Genomic DNA, 18,530 nt, shown 5'->3' on the forward strand with positions numbered 1-18,530 from the left:
GACGAGTGAGGGTTCTCGGCTAACCTGCCCCGAGCGTCGCGTGCCGGTGGCAGACCGTGCCAGGCATGGAGGCGCCGGACACGAAGGAGGCCGACGATGTCGTCGTCGATCCCTTCGCCCTCACGTGACTGAGGGCGGGACCACCTCTCGCGACGCCGAGGACGAGAAGGCCAGGCTCGTCGCCTGGGGACGCGAGCTGCGAGCGGTGCACGACAGGCTCCGCGAGGCGCTGCGGGTGACCCGGGGGGCCGTCGCCCACGGCGAGGAGGCGGCGCCCGCCACGCGGGAGCTGCTGCTGTTCTGCCACGGCTTCTGCACCGCGCTGACGGGCCACCACGAGGGTGAGGACCGTTCGCTGTTTCCCGCGATCGCCGCCGCCCGGCCCGACCTCCGGGACACGCTGCGGCGGCTGGAGCAGGACCACTCGATGATGGGGTACCTCATCGCCGGTCTGCAGGCAGCGGTGGAGCGCCCCGCGTCGCCCGCCGAGCTGGACCGGCACCTCGAGGGCCTCGCCGCGATCATGGAGTCCCACTTCCGATACGAGGAGCGCCGGCTGCTCCCGGTGCTCGACACGCTCGCGCTGCGGGCGGACCCGCGCGAGGTCCTGGGGCCGCTCTGAGAGGTCGCGGCACCGTCCCGGGACGCGGGCGCGCGTCAGGATGCGGGACGGTCCGGGCGCGCGGCGTCGTCGGTGTCCGTGCCCGGGCCGGCCCCGTGGGTCTCGGCCCGGCGTCCCGTCTCGTCCGCGAGCTCGTCGAAGCTCTTGCGCAGGAGGGGGACACCGGTGAGGTACGCGGAGCGGGCCACGACCATGGTGCCCACCGACGACGTCGCCAGGTGCAGGCCGACGACGAGGATCGCCAGCACGAGGTTGCGCCACGACGGCGCGACGAGCACGCACCCGACCACCACGAGGATGATGCCGAAGCCGCCGGCCGTCCCGACGGCCGAGATCCGGGTGTACACGTCGGGGAACCGGACGATGCCGAGCCCGGCCGTCGCGAAGACGAGCGCCCCGACGACCACCACGACGTTGCCCACCACCGCCGCCATCTCCGTCATCGCTGCCCCCTCGTCAGTGCACGTCCGAGCGAGATCGCGCTGAGGAACGCCACGAGCGCGACGACGAGGAGGAGGTCGAAGGCGTAGGTCATGGCGGTGAGCACCCCGCCGAGCACGACCAGACCGATGACCCCGAAGGTCAGCAGGTCGGCACCGACGGCCCGGTCCGCGTCGCTCGGGCCGACGAGCATCCGATAGGTGGCCACGAGCGCGGTCACCCCGACGATGACGATGGCGATGACGATGCCGGTCACGGAGCCTCCTCCTGACGTCGCACCGCGCGCAGGAGGTGGGACTCCATGTCGCGCAGCTCGACGCACATCTCCTCGGCGGTCGCGCTGTACAGACCGTGCACGTACAGGACACGCGTGTCTCCCGGCCCTGCGCGCTCGGTGCCGATCGTCAGGGTGCCCGGGGTCAGGGTGATGAGCGCGGCGAGCAGCGTGACCTCCAGATCCGTTCGGCACCTGGTGGCGAACCGGGCGATGCCCGGGGTCGAGTCCTGCCCCGGGGTGAGATTGTCCTTGAGCACGGCCACGTTGGACGTGACCAGCTGCCACGCGTACCACAGGGCGAACCACAGGATGCGGAAGGGCCAGGTCAGCCAGCTCATCGACCGAGCACCGCCTCGACGTACGCGGAGGTGTCGAGCAGGCCCTGGGCGGCTGTCTCCGAGAGGTCGAGGAGGACCTCACCACCGAGCCCGAGGGCGACCGTGATGGCAGCGAGGACCACGGCCGGGGCGGCCAGGGCGGCACCGATGCGTCGTCCGTCGTCGGTCGTGGCGGCGTTTCGCGCCTCTGTGGTGGTCGCCTCGGTCGCTGTGCCTGCCGTTGCCGTCGCCGCCCTTGTCCCCGGCGCTGTCACAGTCCCCGGCGTCGAGCGGCCATGGGTGCCCGTGGGCCCGGTGGGGGTCCCGTCCGCCTCCTCGGCGGTGCTCCGCCCGGCGGTGTCGGGTGCTCGGTCCCAGAACACGCCCGACCAGATCTTCAGCATCGACAGCAGCGTGACGAGGCTGACGACGAGCATGACGACGACGGCCCCGATCTGACCGGCACCCACCGATGCGGTGATGAGCGAGAGCTTGGCCACGAACCCGGAGAACGGCGGGATGCCGGCGAGCGAGAGCGCTGCGACGAAGAAGGCGATCGCGAGCACGGGCTCCCGCCGCGCCATCCCGCTCAGCGCGCCGATCCGCCCCGTGCCGTGGCGGACCTCGATCGCTCCGGTCGACAGGAAGAGGGAGGCCTTCACGATCATGTGGTGCAGCAGGTAGAAGATCCCGGCGGTGAGCCCGCCGAGGGTGAACAGGGCGACCCCGAGGAGGATGTAGCCGATCTGGCTGACCATGTGGAAGGCGAGGATGGAGCGCGTGGTCGTCTCGCCCACGGCGCCGAGCACGCCGAGCACCATCGTGGCGGAGAACAGCACCACGCCGATCCACAGGTACTGCGCGTCGCCGTCGAAGAGGACGGCGTAGATCCGGTAGATCGCGTAGATCGCGACCTTCGTGTTGAGTCCGGAGAACAGCGCGGTGACGGCCGGCGAGGTCCCCGGGTACGCCTTGGAGAGCCAGCCGTGCACCGGGACGACGGCGGCCTTGATGCTCAGCGCGAACAGGCACACGGCGCCCGCGGCCGCCACGAAGGGGTTCTCCGCGGCGGCCCCCTGCAGCTCCGCGAGGTTGACGGTGCCGGCCACGCCGTACACGAGGCCGACGCCGGCGACGAAGAGCGTGGACGTGAGCATGTTGACCGTGACGAAGAGGCGGGCGCCGGCGATCTGCCGCCGGGTGGCGGAGCCCGGGCGCGCCAGCACGTACAGGCCGTACGCCGGCAGCACCATGACCTCGATGAAGACGAACATGTTGAACAGGTCGCCCGTGAGCAGGATGCCGTTGACGCCCGCCGTGAGCACGAGGACCAGCGGTCCGAAGAAGCGCGAGCCCGCGCGCCCGGACGCGTGGGCGAAGGCGGTGCACGCGACGGTGAGGATGCCGGTGACGACCAGCATGAGCGCGGAGAACATGTCGGCGACGAACGGGATGGCGATCCCCGTCTCCCACATCCCGACCCCGTGGGCGATCGCCCCGCCGTCGCGGAGTCCCGCCACGAGCGCAACGGCCCCGGCGAGGGACGCCACCAGGACCGTGAAGGTCGTCGCGGCCTGGAGACGTCGGCGGTCGCCGACGATCACGAGCAGCCCGCCGACGAGGAGCGGGACGGCGACGAACAGCGGCAGCGCGGCGGCGTTCACGAGGTCACCGCCCTCTCGTCGTGGGACCGGTCGGACGTCCGGCGTGCGGCGTCGTCCTGCTCCACGGGGCGGGCCGCGACACGGTCCTGGTCCCGGTCGGCGTCGCCGCCGGAGCCCGGGTCCACCGCGCCGACGTGCTCGGGGTCCGTGTCGTCGTCGTCCTGGCCGGCGCCGTCGTCCGTGTCGTCGTCCTCGCCGCCGGCCACGGCCAGGACGAGCATGACGACGGTGATCGAGAAGGCGATGACGATCGCGGTGAGGACGAACGCCTGGGGGAGCGGGTCGGCGGCCGTGGACGGGTCGTCCGGGGTGCCGAACGGCAGGCCCCGACGTGAGGTCCCGCCCGCCGCGATGAGGACCAGGTTGGCGGCGTGGCCGAGCAGGACGAAGCCCAGGACGACGCGCAGCAGCTCGCGCTGCATCATGAGATAGACGGCGCCGGCGACGAGCACCGCGGCGGTGATGGCGACGGTCATCGTGCGTTCTCCTTCGCTGCATCGGCGGGCTCCGCCGGAGGGCCGTGCGCCGGGCGTCGTGCATCCTCCGAGCCCGGCCGGCCCAGGAGGTTGAAAGAGGCCAGGACGACTCCGAGGACGGCGAGGTAGACGCCGATGTCGAAGATGAGCGACGACATGAGCTTGTACCCGAGGACCTCGACCGACAGCGGGGCCAGGAACGAGCCGTCGAGGTATCCGGCGAGTCCCGAACCTGCGCCGATCACGATGCCGAGGCCCGTGAGCAGCAGGTAGGGCCAGCGGATCGGTGCCGACCGGTCCGAGGGGGCGGCGAGGTAGAGGAGCGCACACCCTGCGCCGCCGACGAGGGCCGCGATGAACCCGCCCCCGGGCTCCTGGTGGCCACGCAGGAGGAGGACGGCGGACAGGACCACGGCGAGCGGGCCGACGAGGCGTGCCACGGTCCGGACGAACACGGTGTTCTCCCGCGCGTCGGCGATCGGGGAGCGGGCGTCGATCGGGGACGGGCGGATGGGCGTGAGGCGACGGGATCTCACCACGACGGCGACCACCAGGCCGGCGACTCCGAGCACCGTGAGCTCGCCGAGGGTGTCGAGGGCACGGAAGTCGACGAGGATCGTGTTGACGATGTTGGCGCCGCCGGTCGTCGCCTCGCCCTCGGTCAGGTAGTAGGTGCTCGCCGTCGACGGCTCGCGGCGACCCGTGAGGACGAAGACCCCGGCGAACGTGGCGAGGCCGGCCCCGACGGCGACGACGGCGGCCGGGACGCGCCGGCGGAGCGGGGACCTGCGGAAGTGCTCGGGCAGCCGGCGGAGCAGGAGCACCATGACGCAGACGGTGAGGATCTCGACGAGCAGCTGGGTCAGGGCGACGTCGGCGGCGCCGAGGACGACGAACCACAGGCTGACGGTGAAGCCGGCGACGCCGGTGACGACGACGGCGGAGACTCGGGAGCGCGCCCGCACCGCCGCCACCACGCCGGCGACGACGAGGGCGACGAGCACCCAGTCCAGCGGCCTGGTGGGGTCGCCCACGAGGGCCGGCAGGCCGTCGGTCCGCAGGAGCATCCAGGCTGCGATCACGGCGAGGGAGGCGGCCGGCAGCGCCAGGTGCCGGCGCGGGCTCATCGGATCGGTGAGGCGACCGATCGCGGTGCCGAGGGCGATGGTGCCGCGCCGCATCGCGTCGACCAGGTCGAGCCCGGAGACCGGGAGGGCGAGCGGGCCGGTCAGCCGGTCGACCCGACGGCGCGCGAGCACGAGGACGGTGCCGAGGGTGAGCACCGCGGCGGACACGCCGAGTGCGGGCGTCAGGCCGTGCCACAGGGCCAGGTGGACGTCGACCTCGGAGCCGACGGCCCCGCTCGCGCCGGCGGTGCCGAGGGTGTCCAGGAGCGCCGGCGCCAGGCCGAGCACGAGAGTCACCAGCGCACCGAGCACGGGAGCGGCGAGGAATGCGGGGTGGCCGTCGTGCACCTGTGCGGGCGGCGTCTGCGGGCTCTGCGTGGTTCGGGTCGGGCGGTGCTCCTCCCGGGCGTCGCGCCCGGTGCCACGCCCCGCGGCGCCCAGCACGAGACGGGCCGAGTAGGCGAACGTGAGGACGGAGGTCGCGGCGGCCGCCGTCGTCACGAGGATCGGGACCCAGCCGGGACCGGGGGCCGCGAGGAACGCGTCGAGCAGCGACTCCTTGGAGACGAACCCCAGCAGGAGCGGCACGCCCGCCATCGATGCCGCCGCGACGGCCGCGGCGCCCACGGTCACCGGCATGCGCACCCGCATCGCCGCGAGCTCGCGGAGATCGCGGGTGCCCGCCTCGTGATCGATGACGCCCACGAGCATGAACAGGGTGGCCTTGAACAGCGCGTGGGCGATCGTGTGCACGACCGCCGCGGTGAGTGCGGCCTCGGTCCCCACGCCGATCGCGGCGACGAGCAGGCCCAGCTGGCTGATCGTCGAGAAGGCGAGCAGCTCCTTGAGGTCGAGCCGGCGCAGCGCGCCCGCCGCTCCGAGGAGCGCCGTGACGAGGCCCGACGTGATGAGCAGCCACGACCAGACCGGCACCTCGGACAGCGCGGGGGAGAAGCGCAGCAGCAGGTAGATGCCGGCCTTGACCATCGCGGCGGCGTGCAGGTAGGTCGAGACGGGCGTGATGGCGACCATCGAGTCCGGCAGCCACGCCTGGAACGGGAACTGCGCGGACTTGGTGAAGGCGGCGACGGCGATCAGCACTGCGACCGTCGTCGTGAAGGTGGCGTCCTCCGTCCACGCCGGGTCGGCCAGGACCTCGCTCAACCTGCTCGTGCCGGTCTGCACGATCATCACGACGACGGCGGCGAGCAGGCTCAGCCCGCCGGCGACCGTGACGAGCAGCGTGCGGATCGCGGGTTCGTGTGCGTGCGGCCCCGAGCGGGAGATGAGGAAGAAGGAGCACAGGGTGGTGATCTCCCAGGCGACGAACAGCACGACGAGGTCGTCCGAGAGCACCAGGAGCGTCATGGCCGCGGCGAACAGCGTCATGAGGAGGTAGAACCGCGAGTGCGTCCCGTGGCCGAGGTAGCGCGCCGAGTAGACCAGGACGGCGGCACCGATGACGAGCACGAGCAGCGTGAACACCAGCGCCAGGCCGTCCAGCCGCAGCGCCAGGTCGATGCCGAGCGTGGGCATCCACGACCACACCTCACCGACCGGCTCGTCGACGCCGTCGTAGGCGGCGACGATCAGACCGGCACCGGCGAGCAGCGGGAGGGCCAGGGGGAGGCCGGCACGGCGACCGAGGACGCGCCCGAGCGGGATCGCGGCCGCGCACGCGAGGAGCGTGGCCAGGAGAGCAAGGGTGAGCAACGGTGCCGCCTAGGTCGTGTGGGGGGACTGGTCTGCCTCCGGCCGAGGTGTGCGCCCGGTGAGGGCGGGTTCGGCCGTCGTCAGCCCGTGGGCGGGATGCCCGCCAGTGCGGCGCCCCAGCTCGAGACCTGCCCGTTGGTCCCCACGTGTACCGGCAGCGTGCAGACCGCAGTCTCGGCTGCGGTGCTGAGTTCGGCGGTGACGAGCATCGGCGGCAGTCTAACCACTCGGCGGCGGCGCTCCGGCCCGTTCGCGGGTCACGTCTCGCAGGGGCCGCTCCGACCGGTTCGGGGGTCACGTCTTGTCGGGGCCGGTCAGGACTGTTCGCGGGTCGCTCGTCGTCGGGGCCGGTCAGGACTGTTCGCGGGTCGCTCGTCGTCGGGGCCGGTCAGGACTGTTCGCGGGTCGCTCGTCGTCGGGGCCGGTCAGAAGTCCACCGGTGCGGCACGATGGTCACCTGCCCCGCGGTCCGGGGGCGCCCCCATAGCCCAAACGGCAGAGGCAGCCGGCTTAAACCCGGCCCAGTGCGGGTTCGAGTCCCGCTGGGGGCACCGGAGGGTTCCGGCGCAACCCCAGTCACGGGGCGCGCGCTCACCGCCGGACCTCCTCCGCCGGCCGGGACTGCTGCGCCGGCCGGGCTTTCTCCGCCCGCCGGACCTTCTCCGCCGGCCGGACCTGCCTTGGTGCGCTGCTCATGAGCTCGACGACAGGGACGAGGGCCAGCTCCGTCCCGTCCGGCACGCGTTCGCGGATGCGGCGGATCGCGACGGACGGCTCGGCGGCCTCCGCGGCGGTGAGGTGGAGGACCTTGTGCCCTGCTCGCTCCAGGTCGCGGTCCCGTCGGCGCTCTCGAACGAGGGCGTCCGACGTCGCTGCGGGATCGGTGCCGTACTTGGTCCGTCCGTCGAACTCGACGACGAGCCACAGCGGCCGGCCGTCGTCCGACGTGCCGATCCTGATGGCGAGGTCGACCCACCAGCGGTGGTGCTCGGTCTCGATCCTGCACTGCTGGACCGCGTCACGCACGCCCCAGGTGAGCACGATCCACCGGAGGCGGGACTCCCACGCCGACTCCGACCACGGTGAGGCCCAGCGGATCAGTCGGATGGCGCGCCGGACGCCGCGAACCCCGGCGAAGTGCTCTCGGAGGCGTCCGATCAGGCGGGCGCGCAGAAGCTCGGCCTCTCGGTCCACCCGCTCACGCTCCCGCCGATCTGCGTGGCAGAGCTTGGCGAACGCGTGATCCAGAGGAACCATCGCGTGCTCCGGGTCGCGCAGCCGGGCGAGATCGATCGCGGTCCGCTCCAGGGTGGTGACGAGGATGCCGGCGATCGACTCGACGTCGTCGGACCGTACCGAGAATCGGTGGATCTCCACGTCGTCGGCGGACTCCCCGCTCGCACGCCCCGGGTACAGCACGGGCACCGTCGTCGGAAACTCCCACAGGTAGAGGCCGTGGAACGCCGCGGCCGACTCGAGAGCCAGCGCCCGCACCGATCGGGACTGCTGCTGCACCGCGACGCTCCTCGCTCGGTAGAGCTCACGCTGCCGATCGGCACCGCGAAGATCGCGCCGCACGACGGCGACAGCGCCGCGTCGAACCTTGACCGCCTCGTTCTCATGGTCGCCCGCGAGCGGATCCAGGCAGTGGCGGACGTCCCCCATCAGCAGGCGTGGCGTCGTCGGTCGGGGAGCCTGAGCTGCGCGCGTCATGCATCGGAGCCTGACCGGTGCCAACGGTGGGGTTGTCGAAACCCGACAGTTCCTGTGGACAGGAACGGACGGGCGGCACCTGTGGGGCTCTGGTGGTGGCGGGTAGGTCGAGTGAGCTGCCGGCGCGAGGTTGGGGGGCTGCCATCGCCGAGGTCGGCCGGTTGCCGCCCGTCGCGTCAGGGCGGTGGCCTCGAGGGCGCGGGTTGTGTGTCGAGGGCGCGGTGGACACGTCGAGTGGACCCCCGCCGTCGGTACTTTCGACACCTCGTCAGGGTCCTCGGTGGCGGACCGCGCTCTCGACGGCTGCACGGGACCTCGGCGGGACACCGCGTCCTTGGCGATGCCGCCGCCGACACCGATGCCGACGCCGACGCCGACCACTCCGCCGCCGCCGACCCCGCCGCTCAGGCCGGCTGGACGATCCCGGTCTCGTAGGCGAGGACGACGGCCTGGACCCGGTCGCGGAGGGCGAGCTTGCCCAGCACGGCGCCGACGTGGGTCTTGACCGTGGTCTCCGAGACGACGAGCTCGCCCGCGATCTCCGCGTTGGACAGGCCCTGGGCGAGCAGCGTGAACACCTCGAGCTCGCGGGAGGTGAGGCTGGCGATGCGCGGGTCGCGCTCGGCCGGCGTGCGCTCGCGGCCCGTGGCGGGCAGGCGGGGCCCGAACATCTCGAGCATGCGGCGGGTGATGCGCGGCGTGATGACGGCGTCGCCGCCGGCCACCCGGCGGATCGCCTCGACGAGGTCACCGGGCGGCGTGTCCTTGAGCAGGAACCCCGAGGCCCCGGCGCGCAGCCCGGCGAACGCGTACTCGTCGAAGTCGAAGGTCGTGAGGATGAGGATCCGGGCCTGCGGGTAGGACCGGACGATACGGGCCGTCGCGTCGATCCCGTTGAGCTCCGGCATGCGAACGTCCATGAGGATGACGTCGGGGTGCAGCGCTGCCGCCTGGGCCACCGCCGTGCGGCCGTCCCCGGCCTCGCCGACCACCTCGATGTCGTCCTCGGCGTCGAGCACCATGCGGAAGCCCATGCGCAGCAGGGCCTGGTCGTCCGCCAGCAGGACGGTGATCACGCCGCCGTCGGTACCTGCGTCCATCTCGGTCATGTCGTCCGTGCCTCCGTCGTCCCGGCGCCCACTCGCAGGCGCGCCTCCACCCGCCACCCAGTATCCGTCGGTCCGGCCACGACGTTGCCGTCGAACACGGCGGCGCGCTCGCGGATGCCGATGAGACCTCGGCCCGACCCGCCGGACGCGGGCGGCTCGTCGCCGGAGACGTTCTCCACCGTGATCGTCACCTGCCCGGCCGTGCGCGCCACCGTCACCGTGATCGAGGGCGAGCCGGGCGCGTAGCGCAGCACGTTGGTCAGGCACTCCTGGACGATGCGGTAGACCGTGAGGCTGAGCGTCGTGTCGTCGGGCAGCGGCGGGCCGGTGATGGTGACCGTCACCGGGAGGCCCGCCCCACGGAAGGACTCGACGAGGGTCTCGATGTCCCCGACCACGGGCTGCGGTGCCAGAGGGGCGTGGGCGCCAGGCAGGCCCGACCCGGCCCCGACGGCCGGTCCGGTCCCCGCGTCGTCGCGGAGCATGCCCACCATCCGTCGGGTGTCGCCGAGGGCCTCACGCCCGGTGCCGGCCAGTCGCTCGAGGGCCGCGCGCGCACGAGCGGGGTCGCGGTCCATCGTGCGTACCGCACCGTCGGCGAGCGTGACCATGACGGACAGGGAGTGCGCCAGCACGTCGTGCATCTCGCGCGCGATCCGGGTGCGCTCCGAGCTCACCGCGAGCTGCTCACGCTGGTCCCGCTCGAGCGCGAGGCGGCGGGCCCGGTCGCCGAGCTGTACGACGCGTCGCCGGCGTTCGCGCAGGTTCGAGCCCACGAGCGCGGCGACCGTGACGATGCCGGCGGCCTCGGCCCCGTCGAGGAGCCGGGTGCCCTCCCCACCGAAGGACAGGTTGGCGAGCACCGCGAAGGCGCTCGCGGACACGGCGGCGACGAGCGTGGTCCGGCCGGGCCGGTCGAGGCCGATCGTGAGGATGAGGACCGCGACGGCGATGATCTCGACCGGCGCGATGCGCGGCGTCGACAGGACGTCGAAGACCGGCATCGGGACCGAAGGGTCGTAGGACCAGACGGTGACGACCGCCGGGTCGGGCTCGAGCCCGGAGTCGCCGAGGCGCGCGAGGACGGGGACGACGAGGGCCGTGCCGAGGAGCACGAGCGGTGCGCGGCGGCGCAGGAGGACAGCCGATCCCAGGACGAGGGTCTGGATGATGCCGAGCACGGCGACCGGGGTGTACTGCTCGAGCGCCGCGATGATCGCCAGGCCCAGCATGACGGCGACGTAGGCGGTGGCGAGCGTGAGGTCGAGGACGACCGGGTTGCGGGCGACGGCCCGCCCGAGCGCCCCGAGCGGCACGGGGTCGGCGTCGGTCTCCGACCCGGTCGCGACCCGTGCCTCGAGGTCCGCACGCACCTGGGCGGGAGCCCCGCGGACCGTGCCCGGCGCGACCGGCCGTCCGGCCGGCGCCCCGGGCGGGCCGCCGGGCGTGACCTCGTCGACCGCCACCAGCGCCGTCAGGCGTCCCGGCGGACCAGGACTGCTCCGCCGACGGCGAGGGAGACCGCCGCCCAGGCGGTCGAGACCAACGCGCCGACCCCGTCGGAGTACGCCTTCTCCATCCCGAGCATCCCGACCTCGGGCGCGAGGTAGTCCGCGGCCACGTTGGAGGGCAGCAGGTCACGGATCGTGGCCACCCACTCCCACGGCAGCAGCTCGAGGATGATGGGCACGAGCATGAGCAGCACGAGCACGGCGGAGATGCCCCCCGCCGTGGACCGGAAGATCGCGCCGAAGCCCACCCCGACGATCCCGCAGGTCACGGTGTAGAGGACGAACAGGGCGATGACCTGCCACGTGCCGCTGTCGGTCAGGCTCACGCCCTGCCCCAGGGCGTCGCTGATGTAGGGGTTGCCGACGGCCCACGTCGCGAGGAACGCGACCAGGGTCTGCACCGCGAGGGCGATGACGATGAGGACCGTCTTGGCGGAGAGCACGGCGATGCGGCTCGGCTGCGCGGCGAGCGTGGAGCGGATCATCCCGGTGGAGTACTCCGACGTCATCGTCAGCACGCCGAGGATGGCGGACGTCGTCGCGAGGAGCCCGGCCACCAGCACGAGCAGGTAGACGCCGTCGATGTCCCCCAGCCCCGGGAACCCGGCCTGGTCGATCGAGTCGGTGATGCCCCAGACGGTGGCCCACTGGAACGCCACGTAGAGGACCACGCCGATGCCGAGGACCCACCACGTCGAGCGCAGCGAGAAGAACTTGATGAGCTCGGCCCTCAGCGTGCCGAACCAGGTGACCCTGCCGGTGGGTGCCGGCGGTGCGACGGCGGTGCTCATCGGGCCACCTCGCTGCGTCCGGTCTCGCCCGCGCGGTACTCGACCGAGTCGTGCGTGAGGGTCATGAACGCCTGCTCCAGGCTCGCGCTGCGGGGGCTGAGCTCGTGCAGCGCGACGCCGGCGTGCAGCGCGGCGTCGCCGATCTGCGGCGCGGCGACGTCCTCGACCTCGATCGTCTCGGCGTCGACCCGGCGGATCGTCGCCTGCTGCGGGAGGGTGCCGAGGAGCTGGTCGATCCCGGGGGAGCGGACGACGACGACGGGCCGAACGGACGCGTCGATGACGTCCTTGACGGGCCCCCCGGTGATGATGCGGCCCTTGCCGATGACGAGGAGCTGGTCCGCCGTCATGCTCATCTCGCTCATGAGGTGGGAGGAGATGAAGACGGTGCGGCCCTCCTCCGCGAGCCGGCGGACGAGCGTGCGGACCCACTGCACGCCCTCGGGGTCCAGGCCGTTGACCGGCTCGTCGAGGATGAGGACCTTCGGGTCACCGAGCAGCGCGGCGGCGATGCCGAGGCGCTGCCCCATGCCGAGGGAGAAGCCACCGACCCGCTTCTTCGCGACCCTGCCGATGCCGGCGAGCTCGATGACCTCGTCGACGCGTCGGCGGCCGATGCCGTGCGTGGTTGCCAGCGCCCGCAGGTGCGAGCGCGCGCTGCGACCGGGGTGGACGGCCTTCGCCTCGAGGAGGGCGCCGACCTCGTGCAGCGGCGCCCGCAGGTCCTGGTAGCGCTTCCCGTCGATCGTCACGCTCCCGGCGGTGGGCCGGTCGAGCCCGATCATCATCCGCATCGTCGTCGACTTGCCGGATCCGTTCGGGCCGAGGAAGCCGGTCACGGTCCCCGGGTGGATCTGGAAGCTCACCTGGTCGACGGCGAGCGTGTGCCCGTACCGTTTCGTCAGTCCCTGGGCCTCGATCATCTGGCGTCCCCTCGCGGGTCGGTCCGTCCGCGCGGCCGTTGCCGGCGGTGTGTTGCCCGCCAACCTAGTACGTGGCCCCTGCCGACCGGCACCCAGGACCGCACCGGACGGTGTCCCGGCACGGAGGCGCGGCACGGAGGCGCGGCACGGAGGCGCGGCACGACGCCGGGCACGACGCCGGGCACGGGCGCGTGGCACGACGCGCTACGCCCTGGGGTGAACTCACCCGGACGCACGCTGTCCTCGCGCGCGAGAACCGATACTCTGGGGTGGAGACACGCCGTCGGCGGACGACGTCGGTAGCGACACCCAGAACGCCCCCGTGCCTCAGCGGGTAGGAGGATCCCTTGAGCAACCCATACTTCAACCGGAGCGTGTTCTCCGACGATCCACGCCAGCGCAGTCGTGCCGGTGCCGGCACCAGCACGGTGCAGCAGGGCTACGCGCAGCCGGGCTATGGCCAGCCGGGCCAGGGCTACGGCCAGCAGACCCAGCCGGGCGCGACGCCCATGGGCGGGTTCGAGCAGCAGTACGCCGGTGCCGCGGCCGGACCGGTCGACACCGGTCGTCTGACGATCGACGACGTCATCGTCAAGTCCGGGATCGTCCTCGGCACCGTCATCCTCGTCGGCCTTGCCACCGCGTTCCTCGTGCCGATCGAGTCCGCGATGGCCCCGATGCTCATCGGTGCGATCGGTGGGCTGGTTCTGGGGCTCGTCAACGCCTTCCGGCGCAACCCGAGCCCGGGCCTCATCCTCGCCTACGCGGGGCTCCAGGGCCTGTTCCTCGGTGCCTTCTCCATGGTCATGGAGGGCATGTTCCCGGGCATCGTCATCCAGGCGGTCCTCGCCACGTTCGCGGTCGCCACGGTCACGCTGCTGCTCTACACGTCCCGCGCGGTGCGCGTGACGCCCAAGCTCACGCGCTTCATGCTCATCGGCATGGTCAGCTACGGCCTGTTCTCCCTGGTCAACCTCGGTCTCATGCTCTTCGGCGTCTCGGACGACCCGTGGGGCCTGCGGACCGGCGTCGAGATCATGGGCATCCCGCTCGGCATCCTCGTCGGCGCGTTCGCGGTGCTGCTGGCCTGCTTCAGCCTGCTGCACGACTTCGACTCCATCGAGCGCGGCGTCAAGGCGGGCGTGCCGAGCCGGTACGCGTGGGCCGCGGCCTTCGGTCTGGCCGTCACGCTCATCTGGCTCTACCTCGAGATCCTGCGCATCCTCGCGATCATCCGGGGCGGCGACTGATCCCGCCCACCCGCTGACGACGGCGGCCGGTCACCCTCGGGTGACCGGCCGCCGTCGTTCGTCGTCCGCCCGCTCCCGGGCGGCGACAGCTGTGTCAGTGGCGCTCGACGCCCACGATGTCGATGACGAACACGAGAGTGTCGCCGCCGCCGATGCCGGCCTGCGGGACGCCCCGCTCGCCGTAGCCGTGCTCCGGCGGGATCGACAGCAGCACCCGCGAGCCGACGGTCTTGCCCGGCAGGCCCTCGTCCCAGCCGCCGATGACGACGCCCATCCCGATGGGGAACGAGATCGTCTCGCCGCGCGGGTACGAGCTGTCGAAGACGCCGCCGCCCCACACCTGCCCGTGGTAGTTGACGACGATCGTGTCGCCGGCCTCGACGACCTCGCCGTCGCCGGCGGACAGGACCTCGACCTGGAGGCCCTCGGGTGCGGCGGGGGTCGGGAACGTGAGCGTCGGGCTCTCACCGAAGGAGCCGGACGCGGTGGGCAGCTGCTCGGACATGGACGTCCTCTCGTCTGGGGAGCCGCACGGGGCGGCGGGTGCGTCCACGCTACGTGAGGGGCGGCTCCGGCCGAGCACGGATCCGCGGAGCGCGGAACCGCGACGCGTGGGGCCCACGGCGTACAGGTCCGCGGAGACGTCCCCGCCGTGCACCGCGGCCCGGCGGGGCGAGCCCCACCGTCACCCCGGGTCGACGAAGCCCGAGGTGAACGCCCGCACCACCGCCTGCGTGCGGTCGCGGACGTCGAGCTTGGTCAGCAGCGAGCGGACGTGGGACTTCACGGTCTCGACCCCGAGGAACAGCTCGGCCCCGATCTCGGCGTTGCTCAGCCCCTGGGCGAGCAGTCGCAGGACGTCCTCCTCGCGCGCCGACAGCGCGGGCAGCCGGGACCGCTCGGGGCCCGTGCGGCGCACGAGGTCCTTGATCGACCGGGGCAGGAGGACCCCGTCGCTGGTGGCGACCGTGCGCACGGCGTGGACCAGCTGATCCGCGCCCGCCCGCTTGAGCAGGAACCCGTGCGCGCCGGCCTCGAGCGCGTCGAGCACGTACGAGTCGTGCTCGAACGTCGTGACCACGAGGATGCGCGGTGCGCCGTCGAGCCGCAGCAGCCGCCGGGTGGCCTCGATCCCGTCGATCCCCGGCATGCGCACGTCCATGACGACGACGTCGGGGGCGAGCCGGCGCGTGACCTCGACGGCGGCCGCCCCGTCCTCGGCCTCCCCGACGACGTCGAGGCCCTCGGCCCGCAGGATCGCCGTGAAGCCGGAGCGCACCATCGCGTCGTCGTCGACGACGAGGACCGTGGTCATGCTGCCTCCCCGGTGCGTGCGGGCAGGTGCGCCTCGAGCCGCCAGACCGGGTCGGACCCGGTGTCCGCCGGTCCGACGTCGAGGCTCCCTCCGCAGCCGGCGAGTCGCTCGCGCATGCCGACAAGCCCGCGACCGCCGCGCCGGCGGTCGGCCCCGTGGTCGGCCGCGGGATCGGGGCCACGGTCCGTCTCGCGGTCCGCGGGCAGCCCGTTGACGAGGAGGATCTCGATCCGGCCGTCGACGACCCGCACGTGCCCGGACGTGGCGCCGTCACCGTGCCGCCGGGCGTTGGTCAGGCCCTCCTGGACGATCCGGTAGGCGGTGGCGGCCGGTCCGGGGTCGAGAGCAACGTCGACGTCGACGACGACCGCACCCGTCCCGTCCGGCCCGAGGTCGCCGAGCAGGTCGACCACCCGGCCCAGGTCGCCGGAGGGCCCGCGCACCGCGCCCGACGCCGGGTCGGCCGCCCCCGGACCTGCCCCCGACGGCGTCGTCCGCGACGGCCCGATCCCCGACGCCGACCCGGGCGCGGGTGCCGCGTCCGGCCCGGGGGCGTCGGCCCTGCGCAGCGTCCCCAGGACCTCGTCGAGCTCGGCCACCGCGCGGCGCGTGGTCTCGGCGATCCGCCCGAGCGCCTCGCGCGCGAACGCCGGATCGTCGTCCGCGACCCGTGCCCCGGCCTCCGCCTGGACACCGATGGCGGTCAGCGCGTGCCCCACGGAGTCGTGCAGCTCGCGGGCGAGGTCGTTGGCCCTGACCAGGCGGGCGCGCTCCCGCTCGGCGTGCGCGAGCCGGTCCGCGGGCGTCGGGGAGAGCACCCGCAGGGCCAGGCGCTCGAGCAGCACCACGAGCAGCGGCTGCAGGGCGAGCCCCGCGACGAGGCACACCACCCCGAGCCCCACCAGCACCGCCTGGTGCGCGCCGAGAAGGATGAACGGCAGCGTGCCCGCGCGGGACCCGGGTGCCAGCGCGGCGACGACGAGCACCACCCCCTGCGGAACCGCCCACAGGAGCGCACCGAGGGAGAGGGTCCCGAGGACGATGACGACGAGCGCCCACAGCAGGCCGCGCGTCCGCGCCTCGAGGGACGTGGTGTCGACGGGCTCCGGCAGGTCGACCTTGAGCAGGCCGCGCGCGAGCGCGACCTCGGCCGTGCGGACCGGCGGGGCGAGCAGCAGCGCCCCGATCACCGCCACCGAGGCGAGCACGAGAACGGTCACCGCCACCCGCGCGGGGCCGTCGGAGGAGAGGATCGTGCTCACGAACCCGAACGCGAGCCACCCGACGAGCGCGCCGCAGGCGCCGCCCACCATGAGGTGGAGCAGCCCTCGGATCCAGCGGCCCGCCACCGGTCCATCGTGGCAGCCCTCGCCGCGCACGGGATCCCTCGCGCGAGGGAGCACGTCCACCCGCACGGGGGTGGTGGGGGCGCTCCGGCCGGCGGGACCGTACCGGCATGCACACCACCGACACGCAGAGCCCGCCGACGTACGACGACGAGAACCGCCGTCGCCCGACCCTGACCGACTCCTACCCGCCCGACCGGCACCCGCCCGACCGAGAGCCGGTCGCGGAGCTCCCGACCGTCGGGCCGGTGCAGCGCGCCCTGGCGACGTTCGCCGTCCTCATGACGCTCCCGTACCTCGGGCTGAAGATCGCGTGGCTCACCGGCTCCGACGTCGGGCTCTCCGTGCCCGGCTTCGGGCACAGCCCCGGGATGATCGCCCTCAACGTCGCCACCGCGGGCCTCGACGTCGTCGCGTTCGCGCTCGCCGTCGTGCTGCTGACGCGGCGCGGCTTCCGCGCGCCCGCGTGGCTCGTCGTCCCGCCCCTGTGGATCGGCGCCGGACTGCTCGGCCTCATCCTCGTCTCCCTGCCCGTCCACCTCGTGGCCGGGCTGATCGACCCGCCCGAGCCCACCACCGAGGTCCCGCCGATCGAGGGCTGGGTCTTCGGCATGGTCTACGCCGGGTTCGCGGGCCTCGGTGTCGGCCTCCTCGGCGCGTTCGCCCTCTACGCCTGGAAGCGGTGGGGGAGCCGACCGGTCCCGTCGAGCACCGGGGTGGCGCGGACGTGGCTTGCCGTCGCTGCGGCGGCCGTGCTCGGGTCCAGCGTGGTCCACCTCGTCGTCGCCGACGTCCCCGTGCTGCACCGGGTGGTCGACATCGTCGTCGGGGCGGTGGCGGCCGTCGCGCTGTGGGCGCTGCGCGGCGACCAGGTTTCCCGCGTGGTCGTCGTCCTCGCCTTCGCCGGCACGGGCGCGCTGGCGGCATGGGGCACCTACCTCGGCGTCGTCACGGTCGTGCCCAACAACCTCGTCGTCTATGACGACCTTCCGTGGGGCACCGTCGTGGCCTCCGCGCTGCGGGCGCTCGCCGGGATCGTCGGCGGGCTCGCGCTGCTCGCCCGGCTGCGCGGCCGACCCTGAGTGTGCACCGCCCGACCTGAGCCGTGAACCGCGGCACGATCGCCCGCCGTGGCCCGGACCCGACGTCCACGCACCCCTCGTCCTTGCGACGATGGGCGCGTGGACGTCGACCAGATCTGGCAGGCCGTGGTGGACCGGACCCGGCCCACCGGGACCCCCGAGGTGGGCGACTGGGCGCTGCTCGCCCTCGGGGCGGCGCTCGTCATCGTCCTGGTCCCCGTGCTCTGGCGTGTCGTGCGGCCGGCCGTCACCATCGCCCACGAGCTCGGCCACGCCGGGGTCGGCATCATCGTCGGCCGCCGGTTCACCGGCTTCGTCGTCAGCTCGGACATGTCCGGTCACGCGGTGACCGTCGGGCCGCGGCGCGGGCCCGGACGGGTCGCCACCACGTGGGCCGGCTACCCGGCGCCGGCCCTCATCGGCGCAGCACTGGTCAACGTCGCCCTGCGCGGAGGGGCGGGCGCCGCGCTGCTCGCCGCGCTCGTCGTGCTGCTCGTGTCCCTCGCGTTCTCCCGCTCCGTGCACACGGTGCTGGCGGTGCTCGGCGCGGCGGCCGTCGTCGGGGGCGTGTGGTGGTGGGGCGGCCCGGAGTGGGCCGCCGTGCTCACGCTCGCCGCCGGCGTGGTCCTGCTGCTGGGGGCGTGGCGGCACCTCGCGGCCGTGGCGACGTCGGGCCGACGCGGCGACGACCCCGCCCAGCTCGCCGACCTCACGAGCCTGCCGGCGTGGGTGTGGACCGCGACGTTCGCGGTCGTCTGCGCCGCCTGCACGTGGTGGGCGTGGACCGCACTGTCCCCGGTCCTCCCGGCCGACCTGCCGTTCTGACCGACCGTGCCGCGGGGACCGGCGGAGC

At 73.4% G+C, this 18,530-nt stretch carries 19 protein-coding genes and 1 tRNA gene; 5 read left to right on the forward strand and 15 right to left on the reverse strand.

The annotated features are described in order from the left end of the window. Window positions 1-124 precede the first annotated feature (124 nt). Window positions 125-622 carry a hemerythrin domain-containing protein gene (locus AC24HA_RS04330; RefSeq protein WP_425709369.1) on the forward strand — a complete coding sequence of 166 codons (498 nt, stop codon included), beginning with the start codon at window positions 125-127 and terminating at the stop codon, window positions 620-622. A gap of 35 nt (window positions 623-657) precedes the next feature. On the opposite strand, the gene AC24HA_RS04335 is transcribed toward AC24HA_RS04330, so the two are convergent. The 7 genes from AC24HA_RS04335 to AC24HA_RS04365 all read right to left on the reverse strand — a co-directional run bounded on the left by AC24HA_RS04335 (window position 658) and on the right by AC24HA_RS04365 (window position 6,846). After that, complete coding sequence (locus AC24HA_RS04335) at window positions 658-1,065, reverse strand: cation:proton antiporter (protein ID WP_425709370.1); 408 nt, start codon at window positions 1,063-1,065, stop codon at window positions 658-660. Further along, entirely contained in the window at window positions 1,062-1,319 is a 258-nt protein-coding gene (locus AC24HA_RS04340) for an MrpF/PhaF family protein (protein ID WP_425709371.1), read from the reverse strand. The genes AC24HA_RS04335 and AC24HA_RS04340 overlap by 4 nt, the downstream gene beginning before the upstream one ends. Then, window positions 1,316-1,678: a Na+/H+ antiporter subunit E gene (locus tag AC24HA_RS04345; RefSeq protein WP_425709372.1), complete on the reverse strand. Its 363-nt coding sequence runs from the start codon at window positions 1,676-1,678 to the stop codon at window positions 1,316-1,318. The genes AC24HA_RS04340 and AC24HA_RS04345 overlap by 4 nt, the downstream gene beginning before the upstream one ends. After that, window positions 1,675-3,321 (reverse strand): monovalent cation/H+ antiporter subunit D family protein, encoded by a 1,647-nt coding sequence (locus AC24HA_RS04350; protein WP_425709373.1) that lies wholly within the window; start codon window positions 3,319-3,321, stop codon window positions 1,675-1,677. Before AC24HA_RS04350 ends, AC24HA_RS04345 begins: the two co-directional genes overlap by 4 nt. Then, on the reverse strand, window positions 3,318-3,797 hold the full coding sequence (locus tag AC24HA_RS04355) for a cation:proton antiporter subunit C (RefSeq protein ID WP_425709374.1): 480 nt from the start codon (window positions 3,795-3,797) through the stop codon (window positions 3,318-3,320). The genes AC24HA_RS04350 and AC24HA_RS04355 overlap by 4 nt, the downstream gene beginning before the upstream one ends. Continuing rightward, window positions 3,794-6,637, reverse strand: a complete 2,844-nt coding sequence (locus AC24HA_RS04360; RefSeq protein ID WP_425709375.1) for a DUF4040 family protein — start codon at window positions 6,635-6,637, stop codon at window positions 3,794-3,796. Before AC24HA_RS04360 ends, AC24HA_RS04355 begins: the two co-directional genes overlap by 4 nt. A gap of 80 nt (window positions 6,638-6,717) precedes the next feature. After that, window positions 6,718-6,846: a hypothetical protein gene (locus AC24HA_RS04365; protein WP_425709376.1), complete on the reverse strand. Its 129-nt coding sequence runs from the start codon at window positions 6,844-6,846 to the stop codon at window positions 6,718-6,720. 268 nt (window positions 6,847-7,114) lie between these two features. On the opposite strand from AC24HA_RS04365, the gene AC24HA_RS04370 reads away from it, so the two are divergent. After that, window positions 7,115-7,188, forward strand: a tRNA-Leu gene (locus AC24HA_RS04370). Window positions 7,189-7,228: 40 nt separating this feature from the next. Here AC24HA_RS04370 and AC24HA_RS04375 read toward each other — a convergent pair. From AC24HA_RS04375 to AC24HA_RS04395, 5 genes are all read right to left on the reverse strand, one after another. After that, window positions 7,229-8,350: a type IV toxin-antitoxin system AbiEi family antitoxin gene (locus AC24HA_RS04375; RefSeq protein ID WP_425709377.1), complete on the reverse strand. Its 1,122-nt coding sequence runs from the start codon at window positions 8,348-8,350 to the stop codon at window positions 7,229-7,231. Window positions 8,351-8,754: 404 nt separating this feature from the next. After that, window positions 8,755-9,459, reverse strand: a complete 705-nt coding sequence (locus AC24HA_RS04380; RefSeq protein ID WP_425709378.1) for a response regulator — start codon at window positions 9,457-9,459, stop codon at window positions 8,755-8,757. Beyond that, window positions 9,456-10,925, reverse strand: coding sequence for a sensor histidine kinase (locus tag AC24HA_RS04385; RefSeq protein WP_425709379.1), 1,470 nt, complete (start codon window positions 10,923-10,925; stop codon window positions 9,456-9,458). Before AC24HA_RS04385 ends, AC24HA_RS04380 begins: the two co-directional genes overlap by 4 nt. 8 nt (window positions 10,926-10,933) lie before the next feature. Further along, window positions 10,934-11,761 carry an ABC-2 transporter permease gene (locus AC24HA_RS04390; protein WP_425709380.1) on the reverse strand — a complete coding sequence of 276 codons (828 nt, stop codon included), beginning with the start codon at window positions 11,759-11,761 and terminating at the stop codon, window positions 10,934-10,936. Beyond that, a complete protein-coding gene (locus AC24HA_RS04395; protein WP_425709381.1) occupies window positions 11,758-12,684 on the reverse strand; it encodes an ABC transporter ATP-binding protein in 927 nt (308 codons plus the stop codon). The genes AC24HA_RS04390 and AC24HA_RS04395 overlap by 4 nt, the downstream gene beginning before the upstream one ends. 347 nt (window positions 12,685-13,031) lie before the next feature. Here AC24HA_RS04395 and AC24HA_RS04400 point away from each other — a divergent pair, with 347 nt between their 5' ends. Next, window positions 13,032-13,934, forward strand: coding sequence for a Bax inhibitor-1/YccA family protein (locus tag AC24HA_RS04400; protein ID WP_425709382.1), 903 nt, complete (start codon window positions 13,032-13,034; stop codon window positions 13,932-13,934). 94 nt (window positions 13,935-14,028) lie between these two features. Here the strand turns inward: AC24HA_RS04400 and AC24HA_RS04405 are convergent, their stop codons facing one another. From AC24HA_RS04405 to AC24HA_RS04415, 3 genes are all read right to left on the reverse strand, one after another. Further along, window positions 14,029-14,439 (reverse strand): FKBP-type peptidyl-prolyl cis-trans isomerase, encoded by a 411-nt coding sequence (locus AC24HA_RS04405; RefSeq protein ID WP_425709383.1) that lies wholly within the window; start codon window positions 14,437-14,439, stop codon window positions 14,029-14,031. Window positions 14,440-14,619: 180 nt separating this feature from the next. Next, entirely contained in the window at window positions 14,620-15,249 is a 630-nt protein-coding gene (locus AC24HA_RS04410) for a response regulator transcription factor (RefSeq protein WP_425709384.1), read from the reverse strand. Further along, window positions 15,246-16,598, reverse strand: coding sequence for a sensor histidine kinase (locus AC24HA_RS04415; protein WP_425709385.1), 1,353 nt, complete (start codon window positions 16,596-16,598; stop codon window positions 15,246-15,248). Before AC24HA_RS04415 ends, AC24HA_RS04410 begins: the two co-directional genes overlap by 4 nt. Before the next feature lie 107 nt (window positions 16,599-16,705). On the opposite strand from AC24HA_RS04415, the gene AC24HA_RS04420 reads away from it, so the two are divergent. Together AC24HA_RS04420 and AC24HA_RS04425 are read left to right on the forward strand one after the other, a co-directional pair. Then, a complete protein-coding gene (locus AC24HA_RS04420; RefSeq protein WP_425709386.1) occupies window positions 16,706-17,677 on the forward strand; it encodes a hypothetical protein in 972 nt (323 codons plus the stop codon). 99 nt (window positions 17,678-17,776) lie between these two features. Further along, window positions 17,777-18,502: a M50 family metallopeptidase gene (locus tag AC24HA_RS04425; RefSeq protein ID WP_425709387.1), complete on the forward strand. Its 726-nt coding sequence runs from the start codon at window positions 17,777-17,779 to the stop codon at window positions 18,500-18,502. The last annotated feature ends 28 nt before the right edge of the window (window positions 18,503-18,530 follow it).

The organism is Georgenia sp. Z1491, assembly GCF_057652395.1.

What these genes read in the sequence shown, in the direction of transcription:
- AC24HA_RS04335 (WP_425709370.1), bottom strand. Translation starts at nt 1,065, where the DNA reads ATGACGGAGATGGCGGCGGTGGTGGGCAACGTCGTGGTGGTCGTCGGG.
- AC24HA_RS04345 (WP_425709372.1), bottom strand. Translation starts at nt 1,678, where the DNA reads ATGAGCTGGCTGACCTGGCCCTTCCGCATCCTGTGGTTCGCCCTGTGG.
- AC24HA_RS04355 (WP_425709374.1), bottom strand. Translation starts at nt 3,797, where the DNA reads ATGACCGTCGCCATCACCGCCGCGGTGCTCGTCGCCGGCGCCGTCTAT.
- AC24HA_RS04365 (WP_425709376.1), bottom strand. Translation starts at nt 6,846, where the DNA reads ATGCTCGTCACCGCCGAACTCAGCACCGCAGCCGAGACTGCGGTCTGC.
- AC24HA_RS04375 (WP_425709377.1), bottom strand. Translation starts at nt 8,350, where the DNA reads ATGACGCGCGCAGCTCAGGCTCCCCGACCGACGACGCCACGCCTGCTG.
- AC24HA_RS04380 (WP_425709378.1), bottom strand. Translation starts at nt 9,459, where the DNA reads ATGACCGAGATGGACGCAGGTACCGACGGCGGCGTGATCACCGTCCTG.
- AC24HA_RS04390 (WP_425709380.1), bottom strand. Translation starts at nt 11,761, where the DNA reads ATGAGCACCGCCGTCGCACCGCCGGCACCCACCGGCAGGGTCACCTGG.
- AC24HA_RS04395 (WP_425709381.1), bottom strand. Translation starts at nt 12,684, where the DNA reads ATGATCGAGGCCCAGGGACTGACGAAACGGTACGGGCACACGCTCGCC.
- AC24HA_RS04405 (WP_425709383.1), bottom strand. Translation starts at nt 14,439, where the DNA reads ATGTCCGAGCAGCTGCCCACCGCGTCCGGCTCCTTCGGTGAGAGCCCG.
- AC24HA_RS04410 (WP_425709384.1), bottom strand. Translation starts at nt 15,249, where the DNA reads ATGACCACGGTCCTCGTCGTCGACGACGACGCGATGGTGCGCTCCGGC.
- AC24HA_RS04420 (WP_425709386.1), top strand. Translation starts at nt 16,706, where the DNA reads ATGCACACCACCGACACGCAGAGCCCGCCGACGTACGACGACGAGAAC.